Source organism: Pseudomonas sp. KnCO4 (genome assembly GCF_045344305.1).
Classification (GTDB): Bacteria; Pseudomonadota; Gammaproteobacteria; order Pseudomonadales; family Pseudomonadaceae; genus Aquipseudomonas; species Aquipseudomonas anuradhapurensis.
This window is the reverse complement of the sequence record NZ_CP174199.1, coordinates 2,458,129-2,473,641: the sequence shown is the minus strand read 5'-3', so window position 1 is coordinate 2,473,641 and position 15,513 is coordinate 2,458,129. Positions and strand designations below refer to the sequence as shown.

At 66.2% G+C, this 15,513-nt stretch carries 14 protein-coding genes; 3 read left to right on the top strand and 11 right to left on the bottom strand.

What is annotated here, in order from left to right:
• Positions 1-104 precede the first annotated feature (104 nt).
• A complete protein-coding gene (locus ACJA3S_RS11695; protein WP_406821954.1) occupies positions 105-2,306 on the top strand; it encodes an LTA synthase family protein in 2,202 nt (733 codons plus the stop codon).
• Between the two features lie 94 nt (positions 2,307-2,400).
• Positions 2,401-3,129 (top strand): DUF899 domain-containing protein, encoded by a 729-nt coding sequence (locus tag ACJA3S_RS11690; RefSeq protein ID WP_406821953.1) that lies wholly within the window; start codon positions 2,401-2,403, stop codon positions 3,127-3,129.
• 141 nt (positions 3,130-3,270) lie between these two features.
• On the opposite strand, the gene ureG is transcribed toward ACJA3S_RS11690, so the two are convergent.
• From ureG to xerC, 9 genes are all read right to left on the bottom strand, one after another.
• Complete coding sequence (gene ureG / locus ACJA3S_RS11685; RefSeq protein WP_010953755.1) at positions 3,271-3,894, bottom strand: urease accessory protein UreG; 624 nt, start codon at positions 3,892-3,894, stop codon at positions 3,271-3,273.
• A gap of 11 nt (positions 3,895-3,905) precedes the next feature.
• Positions 3,906-4,580 carry an urease accessory protein UreF gene (locus tag ACJA3S_RS11680; protein WP_406821952.1) on the bottom strand — a complete coding sequence of 225 codons (675 nt, stop codon included), beginning with the start codon at positions 4,578-4,580 and terminating at the stop codon, positions 3,906-3,908.
• Positions 4,580-5,125 (bottom strand): HupE/UreJ family protein, encoded by a 546-nt coding sequence (locus ACJA3S_RS11675; protein WP_406821951.1) that lies wholly within the window; start codon positions 5,123-5,125, stop codon positions 4,580-4,582. The genes ACJA3S_RS11680 and ACJA3S_RS11675 overlap by 1 nt, the downstream gene beginning before the upstream one ends.
• 17 nt (positions 5,126-5,142) lie before the next feature.
• Positions 5,143-5,640: an urease accessory protein UreE gene (gene ureE, locus ACJA3S_RS11670; RefSeq protein WP_406821950.1), complete on the bottom strand. Its 498-nt coding sequence runs from the start codon at positions 5,638-5,640 to the stop codon at positions 5,143-5,145.
• Positions 5,641-5,650: 10 nt separating this feature from the next.
• Positions 5,651-7,354, bottom strand: coding sequence for an urease subunit alpha (gene ureC, locus ACJA3S_RS11665; protein ID WP_406821949.1), 1,704 nt, complete (start codon positions 7,352-7,354; stop codon positions 5,651-5,653).
• Positions 7,351-7,668, bottom strand: a complete 318-nt coding sequence (locus ACJA3S_RS11660; RefSeq protein WP_170029652.1) for an urease subunit beta — start codon at positions 7,666-7,668, stop codon at positions 7,351-7,353. Before ACJA3S_RS11660 ends, ureC begins: the two co-directional genes overlap by 4 nt.
• 19 nt (positions 7,669-7,687) lie before the next feature.
• Positions 7,688-7,990: an urease subunit gamma gene (locus tag ACJA3S_RS11655; RefSeq protein WP_170029651.1), complete on the bottom strand. Its 303-nt coding sequence runs from the start codon at positions 7,988-7,990 to the stop codon at positions 7,688-7,690.
• Between the two features lie 9 nt (positions 7,991-7,999).
• Positions 8,000-8,833, bottom strand: a complete 834-nt coding sequence (locus ACJA3S_RS11650; protein ID WP_406821948.1) for an urease accessory protein UreD — start codon at positions 8,831-8,833, stop codon at positions 8,000-8,002.
• A gap of 381 nt (positions 8,834-9,214) precedes the next feature.
• Complete coding sequence (xerC, locus tag ACJA3S_RS11645) at positions 9,215-10,129, bottom strand: tyrosine recombinase XerC (RefSeq protein WP_170029649.1); 915 nt, start codon at positions 10,127-10,129, stop codon at positions 9,215-9,217.
• Positions 10,130-10,343: 214 nt separating this feature from the next.
• On the opposite strand from xerC, the gene ACJA3S_RS11640 reads away from it, so the two are divergent.
• Positions 10,344-11,525 (top strand): NnrS family protein, encoded by a 1,182-nt coding sequence (locus ACJA3S_RS11640; RefSeq protein WP_406821947.1) that lies wholly within the window; start codon positions 10,344-10,346, stop codon positions 11,523-11,525.
• On the opposite strand, the gene ACJA3S_RS11635 is transcribed toward ACJA3S_RS11640, so the two are convergent.
• On the bottom strand, positions 11,522-13,795 hold the full coding sequence (locus tag ACJA3S_RS11635) for an ATP-dependent DNA helicase (protein ID WP_406821946.1): 2,274 nt from the start codon (positions 13,793-13,795) through the stop codon (positions 11,522-11,524). The genes ACJA3S_RS11640 and ACJA3S_RS11635 overlap by 4 nt on opposite strands.
• Positions 13,792-15,441, bottom strand: coding sequence for a VRR-NUC domain-containing protein (locus tag ACJA3S_RS11630; protein ID WP_406821945.1), 1,650 nt, complete (start codon positions 15,439-15,441; stop codon positions 13,792-13,794). The genes ACJA3S_RS11635 and ACJA3S_RS11630 overlap by 4 nt, the downstream gene beginning before the upstream one ends.
• Positions 15,442-15,513: the final 72 nt, after the last annotated feature.

The following is a 15,513-nucleotide window of genomic DNA, read 5'->3' as shown; positions in this document are numbered from 1 at the left end:
CCGGATTTTGGTTACCAACCTTGTAGCAAACCGTGTTCCCCGCCCCAGGCTGTTATCATCCAGCACAGATACGTGACGATTTGATGGCAAAAAGGGAATTTTTTGTGAACAACCTGTCAGACCACCTACCTACCCGGCTTGCCGCCCTGGCAAGCCTGGTACTGGTGATCCCACTGGGTATGCGCGCCATGCTGGGTTGGTCCAACCCGCTCGGCTACCTGTCCGACATGGCCCTCGGCAGCCTGCTGGTCCTGCTGTTGCACCGCCGGCCCTGGTGGCTGGCCCTGCCCGTGCTACTGGCATGGGCTGCGTTGTGGCTGGCCTCGGCCGAACTGGTGAGTGCGGTGGGCAGGTTGCCCACCACAGCCGACCTGGCCTACCTGGCCGACCCGCAATTCATCGAGAATTCAACCGGCGGCGGTCTCGCCCATGCCTGGCTGCCCTGGGCGCTGGGTGCCGGCCTGCTGGTCTGGCTGGCCAGCGCCTGGCGCCAGCGCAGCCAACGCAGCCAGCCGCTGCCCCGCAAGGCTTGGGCCATCCCGCTGTTGCTGTTCGCTGGCCATTGGGGTAGCCAGCAACTGGCACCTGCCGATGCCGAGCAATGGCGGCTCTACAACCTCCCCCATCAACTGATGTCGGCCGCCGTCGGCGACCTCGGGCGCCACGTCGAAGGCTGGACGGGACAGACGCACAGCTTCACGCCGCTGCCCAGCAATGGCCTGACCCAATCCGACCTGCATGGTCAGCGCCTGCTGGCCGGGCCCGGCAGCGCCCGCAACCTGCTGGTCATTACCGTGGAAGGTATCCCCGGCGCCTACCTGCGGCCCAACCGCCAGGCGCTGCACAGCCGCTTCGACGAAGAGCTGATGCCCAGGCTCAGCCAATGGGCCGAGCGCGGCATGAACACCCCGGACTACGTGCTGCACACCCACCAGACCATCCGTGGCCTTTATTCCATGCTCTGCGGTGACTACGACAAGCTGGCCAACGGCACGCCCAAGGGGGTCGAGCTGCTGACCCAGAACGAACGCAACCAGGCCTGCCTGCCGGCGCAACTGCGCCAGGCCGGTTTCACCACCCATTACCTGCAGGGGGCCGGCCTGCGCTTCATGGCCAAGGACCGCATCATGCCGCACATCGGCTTTGATGCCGTGCATGGCCAGGAGTGGTTCCGCAATAAGAACTACCTGGACTTCCCCTGGGGCAAGGACGACCGGGCCTTCTTCGAAGGTGCCCTGGGCTATGTCGGCCAGTTGCAGAAGCAGGACAAGCCGTGGATGCTCACCCTGCTCACCGTCGGCACCCACCAGCCGTACTCGGCCCCCGCCGAATACCTCGAGCGCTACGACACGCCGAAACAGGCAGCAGTCGCCTACCTCGACGACGCGCTCGGCACCTTCCTCGACAACCTAGGGCGTCAGGGTGTACTCAAGGACACCCTGGTGGTGGTCACCTCCGACGAGTCCCACGGCATCGATGGCGTGCGCCTGGCCTCATCGTGGGGCTTCAACCTCACCCTGGCGCCGGAGCAGGCGCAACTGCCACGCATCAAGCACGGCACCTACGGCCATATCGACCTGGCCACCTCGCTGCTCGACTACTTTGCCCTGCCCATTCCCATGGCGCTCGGCGGCCGCTCGCTGTACCGCGACTACGACACCGGTCGCGAGATGATTTCCTATACCAACGGCATGCTGCGCTATCACGACGGCCATGGCGTGTTCACCGAGTGCGACTTCCAGCAACGTTGCCGGCGTTATGCCAGCGAAGGTTTCATCGCCGACCAGGCACGTTACCTGGGCCGGGGCGACAACCTGCTCGGTGAACAGATCGGCGCGCTGGCCACAGTGCTCGACCAGTCCCTGCAGCACACCCCGCTGAACCTGCGCTACCAGTTCGGTGGCCCAGCGCCAATCCGCCTGCACAAGCGCATTCACGACGACTGGGCGGACAACCTGATTGGCGCGCAGTACCTGGAAATGCCCGAGGGCTCGCACACGCGCGTGCGGGTCAAGGTACGCTCGCTGGACCCGAAACATGCAGCCTATATCCAGCTCAAGGCCAAGCAGCTGGAGCAGGACGTACCGCTGGGCTTGCCTGACGAGATGAAAGTCACCGCCGATGAGCCCCTGGAGATCGAGTTCAGCTTTGACAACCCAACTGCACGCAAGGCGTTTTCCTTCCATCTGTTGGGCTACGGCGGCGGCCAGGTGGAGGTAAGCGACTTCAGCGTGATCACGGCACTGCCCGGCGAGGATGACGCCGTGGATGAAATGGCCGATGGGCCTATCGCCCACTCGGGCTGAGCCCGATACCGCTCATCGCCCGGCCAGCGCTGCCTGTCGATTCGACCCGCCGGTGCTCGACCAGGGTGTGAACCCCAAGCATGGAGACAGCACCATGAGCACCCACGAAAACAGGCATCCCGTGGTGTCCCGCAGCCAGTGGCTGGCGGCACGCCGGCAACTGTGGCTGCACGAGAAGGCCGTTACCCACCACCGTGACGCGCTGGCGGCGGCTCGCCGCGCCTTACCCTGGGTCAAGGTCGAGCAGGACTATCGCTTTCACGGCGCCGATGGCGAACTGGGCCTGGCCGAACTGTTCGCCGCTCGCAGCCAACTGCTGGTGTACCACTTCATGTTCGCCGAGGGCTGGGCCGAAGGCTGCCACGGCTGTTCATTCCTGGCCGACCACTTTGACGGCGCCAACCTGCACCTGGCGCACCACGACGTGTCGCTGGTGGCGGTGTCGCGAGCGCCCTACGCGCAATTCCAGGCATTTCGCCAGCGCATGGGCTGGCGCTTCCCCTGGTATTCATCGCACGGCAGCAGCTTCAACGAGGACTTCGGCGTGAGTGTTGGCGACCAAGGCCAGCGCCAGTACAACTACGAGCCGTATGCCGGTGATGAAAGCGAGTTGCCTGGGCTGAGCGCGTTCTACCGCGAGCCCGATGGCAGCGTTTACCACACCTATTCCACCTATGCCCGCGGGCTGGATATCCTGGTCAATACCTACAACTTCCTCGACATCGCGCCACTGGGGCGCAACGAAGCGGGCACCATGGACTGGGTGCGGCACCATGACCGCTATGAAGGGCAAGCAGACCCAGGCCATTGCTGCCATAAATGACCCAAGCCGAGCGCAGGTCTTGTAGGAGCGGCCTTGCGTCGCGAAAGGGCTGCGCAGCAGCCCCGGCAATCTGTGCTGCGGGCTGAAATTCCGGGGCCGCTGCGCAGCCCATTCGCGACGCAAGGCCGCGCCTACAAGCAGTCAGCCGCGCACACCCAGCATGCCGCGCTCGACGATGAAGTCGATCACCGCCTGCAACCCTTCGCCCTTCTTCAGGTTGCTGAAGGTCCACGGGCGCTGCGGGCGCATGCGCTGGGTGTCGCGCTCCATCACCTCCAGCGAGGCCCCCACATAAGGCGCCAGGTCGGTCTTGTTGATGACCAGGAAGTCCGACTTGGTGATCCCCGGGCCGCCCTTGCGCGGTATCTTTTCGCCTTCGGCCACGTCGATCACGTAGATGGTCAGGTCAGCCAGCTCCGGGCTGAAGGTGGCGCTGAGGTTGTCACCGCCACTTTCGACAAAAATCACCTCAAGGTTGCCAAACTTGCGTGCCAGCGCTTCGACCGCCGCCAGGTTCATCGAGGCGTCCTCGCGTATCGCCGTGTGCGGGCAGCCGCCGGTCTCCACGCCAACAATGCGCTCCGGCTCCAGGGCGCCGGCTTCGGTAAGGATGCGCTGGTCTTCCTTGGTGTAGATGTCGTTGGTCACCACCGCGATCTGGTAGTGGTCACGCATGGCCTTGCACAAGGCCTCGAGCAATGCGGTCTTGCCGGAGCCGACCGGGCCGCCGACACCGACGCGCAGGGGTTGTTGATAGCTTTGCATGCAGGCAGTCCTCAAGAACGGAACAAACGGGTGTATTGGGTTTCGTGACGCGATGAGGCGATGGCCAACAACGGCAGGCCGCTGCCGAGCTGGTCATCGCCCAGGGCCAAGGCTTGATCCAGGGCAGCAGGCAAGCCTGCGCCGAGGTCACGCAGCAAGGTCTGGGCAGCCTGCTGGCCGAACGGCACCAGCTTGACCCCAGCCATTACCGCGCCTTCCAGCCAGGCAAAGCCATGGCCCAAAGCCAACTGGCGTAGCGGGATGGCCCAGTGCACGGCCAACCAGGCCATGCCGCCCAGCTGGGTGAGTTCGAGGCTGGCGCGCCACGCCGGTGCCTGGCCCAGCTGCCAGCCATCGAGCAGGCGCGCCAGTGCGGCGCCGCGTTGCTGTTCTTCCAGGCGCAGCTCGGCGGTCTCGCGGTTGGCCAGCAAAAAACGGCTCCAGCGGCCGAAGGCCTCGGCGTCCTCGGCCTGGCAGGCCTGGTACAGGCGCGCCAGTACCGGCCAGTCGAGGCCAGCCAGGGTCTCGTCGACCTGTTCCCGCTGCCACGCAGCGAAACCGCCCACGCCGCGGACCCAGCCCGCCTCGACCGCCCATTCCAGGCCCTGCGAATAGGTAAAGCCGCCGACCGGCAAGCCGGGGCTGGCCAACTGCAGCAGGCGCAGCAACGCCAGGTCGCTGTCCATCAACCGGCCAGCACCAGCGCGGCGCCGGCCAGCAGGCCGCCGCCAAAGGCTTTCTGCAGGCCGCTGTGCCGGCGCAACAGGCAACCGATGACAAAGCCGGCCGCCAGCAACAGCCCGCTGACCGCGACAAACCCTGCGCTGAACTGCCAGAACGCACTCGGCGTCGCTTCCACACCATGGGCCCAGCCATGGAACAGGGCGAACACCGGCATGGCCATGGCCAACAACAGTTGCCGAGCAGGCAGCAACACGGCTGCGGCCGCCACCAGCAGCGATACGGCGATCAGGGTTTCCATGCCCAGCACATCGCCGAACAGATGGCCACACACGGCACCGCCGAACATGGCTGCCAGGGTAGCCGCCGGCAATGCCAGGCTGCGCCGGGTCAACGCGGCAAGCACGCCGGTACCGAGCAACATCAGCAGGTGGTCAAGGCCGGTCAGCGGGTGCAGCAAGCCATCCTGCAGCGGCTGGCTGTCGTGGCCCGGGTGGGCGAAGGCTGGCAGCGCCAGCATCAGCAGGAACAGGGCGAAAGTCTTTTTCATCAGTGGCTCCAGGTCGGTCAGGAATGGGCGGGCAGGCGCACGAACGGGTGGTCGTGCCCATGAGCGTGGCTGTGGCTGTGCGCTGCGCTCTGATAGGCGCCCGCCTCCGGCTCGAACGGGGCCTGCTCGGCCTCCACCGTCAGGCCAAGGCCACGTAGCATGTCGTCCAGCACATGGTCATGCTGGAAGCGCAACAGGCCGGGCTCGATCTGCAGCGGCACATGGCGGTTGCCTAGGTGGTAGGCAGCACGAGCCAGCAGGTGCGGGTCGGCACAACGCACCGTCGATACCGCCTCGGGCGCCGCCAGCACGCGGATCAGCTGGGTGCCCTCGGCATCGGCCAGCAGTTCGCCGCCGCGCAGCAGGTGGCCGCGTTCAAGCATCAGCCCGGCCTCGCGGCCATCGTCCAGGGTGACCCGCAGGCGGCTTTTGATCCGGCTGTCGACATCAAGGGTGACGCTGCCGGTTTCGCCCAGCGGGCCGGGTGCGGTGATTCGGCGGGTCAAGACAATCATCGGTCCTCCTTCAGAACAGGAAATAGCGCTGGGCCAGCGGCAGTTCGCTGGCCGGCTCGCACACCAGCAGTTCGCCATCGGCACGCACCTGGTAGGTCTGCGCGTCGACTTCGATCAGCGGTTGCAGGGTGTTGTGGAGCATGTCGGGCTTGCGCACCCGGCGGCAGCCATGGGCCACGCCGATCAGGCTGCGCAGGTTGAGTTGTTCGGCCAGGCCGCGGTCCATCGCCGCCTGCGGCAGGAAGGTCATGCGCGTGGCATGCCGCGCCGCGCCCAGGGCGCCGAACATGGGCCGGTAGTGCACCGGTTGTGGCGTGGGAATGGAACCATTGACGTCGCCCATGGGGGCGGTGACGATCATCCCCCCCTTGATCACCAGCGCCGGCTTGACCGCAAAGAATGCCGGTGCCCACAGCACCAGGTCGGCCAGCTTGCCCGCTTCCACCGAGCCCACTTCGTGGCCGATGCCATGGGTCAGCGCCGGGTTGATGGTGTACTTGGCGATATAGCGCTTGACCCGGAAGTTGTCGCTGTAGTGGGTATCCGGCGCCAGCGGCCCTCGGCGCAGCTTCATCTGGTGCGCGACCTGCCAGGTGCGCAGCACCACCTCGCCAACCCGGCCCATGGCCTGCGAGTCGGATGAAGTCATGGCGAAGGCGCCCATGTCGTGGAGGATGTCCTCGGCGGCAATGGTCTCGCGGCGAATGCGCGACTCGGCGAAGGCCACATCCTCGGCGATGCTCGGGTCCAGGTGGTGGCAGACCATGAGCATGTCCAGGTGCTCGTCCACGGTGTTGACCGTGTACGGCAGGGTCGGGTTGGTCGAGGATGGCAACACGTTGGCCTGCCCCGCCGCGCGGATGATGTCTGGCGCATGCCCGCCGCCGGCCCCTTCGGTGTGGAAAGTGTGGATGGTGCGCTCGCCAATGGCCGCCAAGGTGTCTTCGATGCAGCCGGATTCATTCAGGGTGTCGGTGTGGATCGCCACCTGGATGTCCATTTCCTCGGCAACCCCCAGGCAGCAGTCGATGGCCGCCGGTGTCGAGCCCCAGTCCTCGTGCAGCTTGAGGCCCACGGCGCCGGCGGCGATCTGCTCGCGCAGCGCTTCGGGCCGCGAGGCGTTGCCCTTGCCTAGCAAGCCGATATTGATCGGCAGGCTGTCGGCGGCCTGGAGCATGCGTGCCAGGTACCAGGGGCCGGGCGTACAGGTGGTGGCGTTGGTGCCGGTGGCCGGCCCGGTGCCGCCGCCGATGAAGGTGGTGACACCGCTGTTGAGCGCCTCGTCCACTTGCTGCGGGCAGATGAAATGGATATGCGAATCGACGCCGCCTGCGGTGACGATCTTGCCCTCGGCCGCGATCACCTCGGTACCGGGCCCCACCGGCACAGTGACCCCCGGCTGCACATCGGGGTTACCGGCCTTGCCGATCACCGCGATGCGCCCGTGCTTGATGCCGATATCGGCCTTGACGATGCCCCAGTGGTCAATGATCAGGGCATTGGTCAGGACCAGGTCCATGGCCTCGGCGGCGAGCATCTGGCCCTGCCCCATGCCATCGCGGATGACCTTGCCGCCACCGAACTTGACCTCTTCGCCATAGACCGTGAAATCCTGCTCCACCTCAACCCACAGTGCGGTATCGGCCAGGCGCACGCGGTCGCCTACGGTAGGGCCGAACATGTCGGCATAGGCCCGGCGCGAAATACGGCTCATGCCCTGCCCTCCAGCGCGCCCATCACCTTGCCCTGAAAGCCGTACACTTCACGCTTGCCAGCGTAGGCCACCAGTTGCACGGTGCGCGCCTGGCCGGGCTCGAAGCGCACGGCGGTGCCGGCAGGGATGTCCAGGCGAAAGCCCAGGGTCGGCGCACGGTCGAACACCAGCGCCTGGTTGACTTCATAAAAGTGATAGTGCGAACCGACCTGCACCGGCCGGTCGCCATGGTTGGCCACGCTGACGCTGACCGTCGCGCGGCCGCTGTTCAGTTCGATGTCGCCGTCGGCGACCTGGATTTCACCTGGGATCATGCGGGGCTCCTGGGCAATTTCAAACGATGGGGTCATGCACGGTCACCAGCTTGGTGCCATCCGGGAAGGTCGCTTCGACCTGCACGTCGTGGAGCATTTCGGCTATGCCGGGCATCACCTGCTCGCGGCTCAGCACTTCGCGGCCCAGGCTCATCAGCTCGGCGACGCTGCGGCCATCGCGAGCGCCTTCGAGCACGGCGGCACTGATCAGCGCGACCGCTTCCGGGTAGTTGAGTTTCAAGCCACGGGCCAGGCGCCGCTCCGCCAGCAAGGCGGCGGTGAACAGCAGCAGTTTGTCTTTCTCTCTCGGGGTCAGCTCCATGGCGCTCTCTCAGGTGGCCCAGATACGCGGAGGGCAGGCTGGCAAGCCAAGGACGGCCGGGCGCAGCACATGCCACAGGCGTTGCAGGGTGCGTTGCAGTTGTTGGTTGTCATGGTCGAGCAGGCGGATCACCAGCAACGACCCGAGCAGGGTCGCGCCAGCCGGATTGCCCAGTTGTTCAAGCAGCGGGCGAACCTGCTCCAGCACGCCCTGGTCGGCAGGTGCGGCGCAGAACGTGGCCACCAGCGGATGCCCGCCAAGCTTGGCCAGGTGCCCGCCTTCCAGGCGCAGGCGCTCATGCAGGCCGACCTCGCCAGGCAGTTCGATGCGCAAGCGGCTGTCCAGGGCGCCATGCTCGAAACGCTCGTTCATCACCGGCCGCCCCAGGCACAAGGTTTCCCACGCCAGCAGGCGCGCCCCGGGGTCAAGGGTGAAACGGCTGTCTAGGCTGGCGCGGGCGCCAGAGAACAAGATGCTGTCCTGGGGCAGCCATTCCAGGGTGCTGTTGGCCGCCAGGTGAAAACGCTGGGTCAGCCGTGCTGTCGGGCCGACGCTGCGGTAGAACTTGCTGGCCCCGGGCATGGTCAGCAAGGCATGGCTGCCCGGCTCCAGCTGGATGTCCAGCTCCAGGCGGTCGCCGGCGACAATCCCGCCCGGGGGATGCAGCACGTAGACATGGCACGGGGCACCCTCGGGGTAGAACGGCCGCTGCACCAAAAGAGGTCCGAAATGCCGCCGCGCACCAAGGCGGGTCAGTGCATCGTGCCTGACGAAGCGCAACTGCAGGTAGGCGCTCCAGCCTGCGTCGTCTTGTGGTTGTTCGATCTGCTCCGCGAGCGACATCCTGCGGCCCCTGAAATCCGTGGCCTGCTGGCCGTTTAGAGGGCAAGGCATGCGCGGCGACAGCGCGCGCGGCCTGACCACTCGATCAAATTCTCAGGCTGGATATAGCAGGTTGCGGGCCAACTCCGCAGGTGAACGAAGATGAAACATCTGCGCGCACCGCTCTGGTATCGGGCATACGAGCGCGTGGCGCACAAAGCGGGGGCGTCCCCGGGCCCTGTTCAGGTGCTTGCGCGGCGCCCTGTAGGAGCGGCCTTGTGTCGCGATGGGCTGCAGAGCAGCCCCACTATCTGTACCTCACCACTGAATCACCGGGGCCGCTCTGCGGCCCATCGCGACGCAAGGCCGCTCCTACACGGGTCGCGTCAACCGGTAGGGTAATCAGTAGTCGAAGCGGTCCACCGCGCGCCGACGCTCGTTGTCATCGCGCCGGTCATAGATGGCCGTGGTCTGGATATTGGCGTGATGCGCCAGCTTCTGCGCAATCGACAGGTCGTGCTCTTCGATCACCCGGGTAATGAATGCCCGGCGGAAGTCGTGCGGCATGATCTTCACCCCCACCTGGGCACCGCGCTGGCGGGCGATGTAGTAGATGGCATGCTTGGTGATACGCGCCCGGGTAATGTGGCTGCCTCGGCGGATGCGGTTGAACAGGAACGGGTCGTCCTCGGCCCCGGCTGGCAGGTCCTGGCGGCGCAGGTCGAGCCACGCCTGCAACTTCTCGAACGCCCACGGTGGCGCATACTTGATCAGCTGGCGGTTGCCCTTGCCCAGTACCTGCAAGCTGCGCGCCTCGAAGTCGACCTGGTCAAGGTCGATGTCCACCGATTCCGACTTGCGCATGCCGGTGCCATACAGCAAGGCGATGATCGCCGCATCACGCACCCCCTGTGGCCGCGGGTCGGCCGCGCACACATCCATCAGTTCGCGGATCAGGCTACGCCGCAGGTTGCGCCCCGGCGGCAGACGGCTGCCGCTGTCCGGCTTGACCTCGCGGATGCGCAACAATTGTTCATGCTCGATCAGCCCCTGGCGCCAGGCTTCGTTCATCACCCCGCGGATGGCATTGACGTACAGCGAGGAGCTGTTGGGCGCATAACCGTCGGTGCGCAGGGCCGCGACCAGGGCGATCACATGGCCGGGCTCGAGCCGGTGCCAGGGCACATCGACGATATTGCAGTCGACAAAACCCAGCCGGTCGGCAGCGTCCTGGAGAATGTAGCGCATGGTTTGCTGGCTGGATGGGGCCAGGCGGGCCATGTACTGCAGCAGCGGGTTTTTCGAAAGATCGGACACAACGTGAATCCTGTAGCGAAGCGTAGGCCAGCGGCGCACCGGCCAGACCTTGGAGCAAGTCAAAACGACATATCAGCGAGTCGGCATGACTGCGCTGCATGCAAGTCATTTGGACCCGGAGCGGTGCCATTACCTTGATATACAAGGGTTTTGCAACTGGCACGGTTCGTGATCTTACCGCAATTGAAGCCCACTCACGAATCCAGGTCCGCCCATGCTCGTGCAACCGATCGATTCACGCCCACGCCAGGCCGTCTGGGGCCTGGGTTTCCGCCCATTGTTTCTCGGTGGCAGCCTGTTTGCCCTGCTCGCCGTGCTGCTGTGGGCCGGCGTACTAGCCGGCGCCATTGCCCCTTCACCCGCCGGCGGCATGCTGGCCTGGCATCGCCACGAGATGCTCTACGGCTTCGCCGCAGCCATCGTCGCCGGCTTCCTGCTGACTGCGGTGCAGAACTGGAGCGGCGTCCTGGGCCTGCATGGGCGTGCGTTACAAGGCCTGTTCCTGCTGTGGCTGCTGGGCCGCGCGAGTTGGTTTGTCGCGCTGCCGGGCAGCTTGCTGGTGCTGATCGAAGGGAGCTTCCTGCCCCTGGTGGCGTTGGCCCTGGCACAGCCGATCGTGCAACGGCGCTTGCGCAACAACTACCCCATTGTCGGCCTGGTGCTGCTGATTGCCGCTTGCCAGTGGCTGACCCTGGCCGGCTGGCTGCGCCAGGACGAGCTGTGGCAACGGCGGGGAGTGTTCGCCGGCTTGTGGCTGGTGGCCGCCATGATGACCATGCTGGGTGGGCGCGTCATCCCGTTCTTCACCCGGCGCGGGTTGGGCAACATGACCCCGGCCCCTGCCCGCCCCTGGCAGGATCGGGCCTGCCTGCTGCTGAGCGTGGCGGTACCGCTGGCCTTCGTCGCGGGCCTGGCCGACACGCCGAATATCGGCCTGGCACTGCTGTTCGGCACCTTGTTTGCGCTGCAGGTCACCCGCCTGCTGCAGTGGCATGATCGCGGCTTGTGGCGGGTACCTCTGCTGTGGTCGCTGCACCTGGCCTATGCCTGGCTGGCCATCGCCTGCCTGGGCATGGCGCTATGGCATGCAGGGGTAGCGCTGAACCCCAGCCTGGTCACCCATGCCTTGACCGTCGGGGCCATGAGCGGGCTGATCCTGGCAATGATGGCACGGGTCAGCCTGGGCCATACCGGCAGGCCGCTGCAGGTACCGAAACGCGTTGCCTGGGCGTTTGCCCTGATGCAGCTGGCGACGCTGGCGCGGGTGCTGCTGGCAGTGTTCACGCCGTTGGGGGTGAGCCTTGCGGCGCTGTGCTGGAGCCTGGCCTTGTTGTTGTTCCTGCTGCATTACCTGCCCATCCTGCTGCGGCCACGTGCCGATGGCATGCCGGGTTAACCTGCGCCCAGCTGTTCGGCCACTGGCCACCAGCCCGGGAACATCTGCTGCACCCGGGGTTCGGCGAAGCGTTCGTCGATCAGCACCAGTACGCCACGGTCCTGATCACCGCGAATAACCCGGCCCGCCGCCTGGATGACCTTGCGCACGCCCGGGTAGAGGTAGGCGTAATCGAACCCCGCACCAAACTGCCGCCCCAGGCGCTGCTTGAACTGCTCGTTGACCGGGTTCACCTGGGGCAGCCCGAGCGTGGCGACGAACGCACCGATCAACCGCGTGCCCGGCAAATCCACGCCCTCGCCGAAAGCGCCGCCCAGGACTGCAAAACCGACGCCACGGCCATCCGCCACAAAGCGGTCGAGGAAGCCTTGGCGGGCGGCTTCGTCCATGCCGGGCTCCTGGCACCACAAGGGAATCTGTGCATGCTGCTCGGCCAACAGCCCGGCCACCTGCTGCAGGTACTCGAAACTGCTGAAGAAAGCCAGGTAGTTACCGGGCATTCGCGCATACTGCTCGGCAATCAGCTGGACGATCGGCGCCAGCGAGGCCTGGCGCTGCTGGTAGCGGGTGGACACCTGGCTGGCGATGCGCACTTGCAGCTGTTCGGCGCGAAACGGCGCCGCCACCTCCAGCCAGGCGGTATCCGCCGGCATGCCCAGCAGGTCGCTGTAGAAATGCCGCGGGCTCAGCGTCGCCGAAAACAGCGTCACGCTGCGCGCCGCCTGCATGCGCGGGGCCAACAGCCGCGCCGGGGTGACGTTGCGCAGGCTCAGGGTGGCCAGCCGCCGCTGGCGTGGCCCCTGGCGCTGGCTGATGTCGAACAGGAAGTGCTCGTCGAACAGCTCGGCGACGCGGCTGAACTGCAGGGCCTGGTAGAAGAACTGCAGGACCTGTGGGTCCATTTGCGCAGGCGCCTGGTTCATCTGTTCCTGGATCAGCCCGATGCACTGCTGCAAGGCACGCAGCAGGCCTTCCGGCAGCGACTCGCTGGCCTGGTAAGGCGCCCGCTGCTCCTTGTAGAGCGCGTTCCACTGCCGGTTCAAGCGGTCCAGTGCGCTGACCAGCCCGGCGGGCTTGCTCTGGCGCAGGGCCAGCAGCTGGCCCTGGTCGAGGCTGGCGCTGTACATGCCACGCCCGCGCTCGACCAGGTTGTGCGCCTCGTCCACCAGCACTGCCACCTGCCACTGGTTGACCTGGGTCAGGCCGAACAACAAGGCATAGGCATCGAAGTAGTAGTTGTAGTCCGCCACCAGCACGTCGACCCAGCGTGCCATTTCCTGGCCCAGGTAATACGGACACACCTGGTGCGCCAAGGCCACCTCACGCAGCTGCGCGCGGTCCAGCAACGGCAACGCGGCGGCTGCTTCGCGCGCAGCAGGCAGGCGGTCGTAGAAGCCCGCTGCCAATGGGCAGGACTCGCCGTGGCAGGCCTTGTCGGGGTATTCGCAGGCCTTGTCGCGGGCAATCAGTTCCAGGGTGCGCAAGGCCGGTTGCGGGGTGGCGTCGGTGATCTGGCGCATGGCATCGAGGGCCAGGGCCCGGCCTGGCGTCTTGGCGGTCAGGAAGAACAGCTTGTCCAGGCGCTGCGGGGCCATGGCCTTGAGCAGCGGGAACAAGGTACCGAGGGTTTTGCCGATGCCGGTGCTGGCCTGGGCCATCAGGCAACGGCCGGTGCTCACCGCCTTGTACAGGGTTTCCGCCAGTTGCCGCTGGCCCTGGCGAAACGCCGGATACGGAAAGGCCAATGCCTGCAGGCCACGGTTACGCTCGGCCAGGCGCTGCTCCTGCCGTTGTGCCCAGGCCAGGAAGCGCTGGCACTGGGTTTCGAAGAAGGCTTGCAGTTCGCTGGCGGTACAGTGCTCGCTGAGCAGCGTCTGGCCGTCGCTGTCCACGTCCAGGTACACCAGCGCCACCTCGATGGCCGGCAGTTGCCGTGCCTGGCACATCAACCAGCCATAGACCTTGGCCTGCGCCCAGTGCAACTGGCGATGGTTGGCCGGCTGGCGCGCGAGGTCGCCACGGTGGGTCTTGATTTCTTCCAGGCGATTGCAGGCGGGGTCATAACCATCGGCACGACCACGCACCTTCAGGGTTTCGAACTGGCCTTCGAGGGTGATTTCCGACTCGTAGCCCGCCGCGCGCCGTGCCACCACCCGCCGATGCCCCTCGATCCCCTCCTGGGCGGTAGGCGATGGCGTGAAGCGCAGGTCCAGGTCGCCGACCTTGGCGCTGAATTCGCACAGGGCACGCACCGCCACGCTGTAGCTCACGGTGTTTCGCTCCAGCGCACATGGCACACCGCGACGGGCAGCCCGTGGGCGCGACAGAATTCCAGCCAGCGTAGCTGGTTATCCTGCAGGCGGTCGCCCGGCCCCTTGACCTCGACCATGCGGTAGCGGCCCTGCCCAGGCCAGAACTGGATCAGGTCGGGCATGCCGGTGCGGTTGTTGCGGATGTCCTGCAGCAGGCGCAGGAAACACTGCTTCAAGTGCGCCGCGGGCAGGCAGGCCAGCGCCTGTTGCAGCAGCGTCTCGCTGAGCATGGCCCAGAACACGAACGGCGACTGCAAGCCCTGCTTGGCGGTGTAGCAGTCGAGAATGGCCTGGTGATGGCTGCCGTCGTCGAGCTGCCCCAGACAACGCTCGAACTGGGCACTGCGGCGGTGCTGGAAGTCGCTGTCGTGCAAGTCCTGGGGCGCCGCCTGGAACGGGTTGAAGAACGCGCCAGGCACCGGGGCGAAGATCGCTTCCCAGCACAGCAGGCCGAACAGGCTGTTGAACAGCGTGTTCTCCACGTAATGCACCGGCCCATCCGCTTCGGCCAGGTGTCGCCGAACAGCCTCCTCCACGCCCAGCGCGGCGTGTTCGCGTGGCAGCTCCAGTTCGATAAGCTCCAGGGCGGCGGCACGCCGGCGCGGTTGTGGTGGGCCACCGAGCTTGCGTGCCAGGCGTGGCAGCATGCGCTCCAGCGCCTGCACTTCCAGCGCGTTGGCCGGTGCCGCCGCCAGTTGCAGTGCCAGGGCATGCGCCTGGGGCCATTGCTCGCTGCGCTCGAGCACCCGCACCTGGCGGATGCGCGCCTGGGCATGGCTGCACTGGGCATAGACGGCCATGGCCTGCGCCCAGTCGCCTTGGCGCTCGCACTGCTGGCCCAGGGCAAATTGCAGGCGCGCATAACGCCGGGCCAGCCATGGGTTGTCGCTGTGCAGGCCGTGCAGGGTGGCGAGGATCGCGCCTGGGTCGTCACCTTGCTCCAGGCGTTCGGCACAATGATGCAGGGCCATGGCCAGGTCGACCTCGGCGCGTTGCTGCAAGGCCCGCGAGTCGGTGCTGAACGGCACCTGTTCGTAGCGCAACAGGCCAAGATCGGCGAGGACGAAGTCCGACCAGTCCTGATACAGGTTGCCGAAGAACAGCAGGCGCATGCGGTCGCACAGCGGTTGCAGGCGCCACTGCAAGATACGCAGGTCGCTGCCCGGCCACCACTCGGCCAATGGCCGGGGCGCCAGGCCCAGCGGTTGCAGTTGGGCCAGCAACTGCTGCTTGGCAGCGCGTGGGTGGCTCAGGTAGCCGGCAAGACAGCGGGCAAGCTCGTCCTTGCGCAACAAGGCGAACAGCTGCTCCAGCGCCAGGTGCGCCGGTTCCTGCACCCAGCCGAGGGCCAGCAACGGTTGCAGCGCCTGGCCGGTGTCGCCGATTTCGGCATAGTCGAGGCGGTCGCTGCGAAACAGCTCGCCTTTGCGCATGACCATGCGCACCATCAGCGCCTGCGCCGGGGCGGCCAGTTGGCTGAAGGTGCGGATGAAAGCCAGTTCCTGATCGTCAAGCAGGTCTGCGTAGCGTTGTTCGACCCACAGCAGCACCTGGCGGAAATTGTGCAGGTAGTAGAACGGGTCATCGACGGAATGGGCGATCACTGGAAATGGGGTCAGGCGGCTGGAGTAGATACTGGTTATACATACAGATCAGCCCGCCTGGCAAGTGCCGTG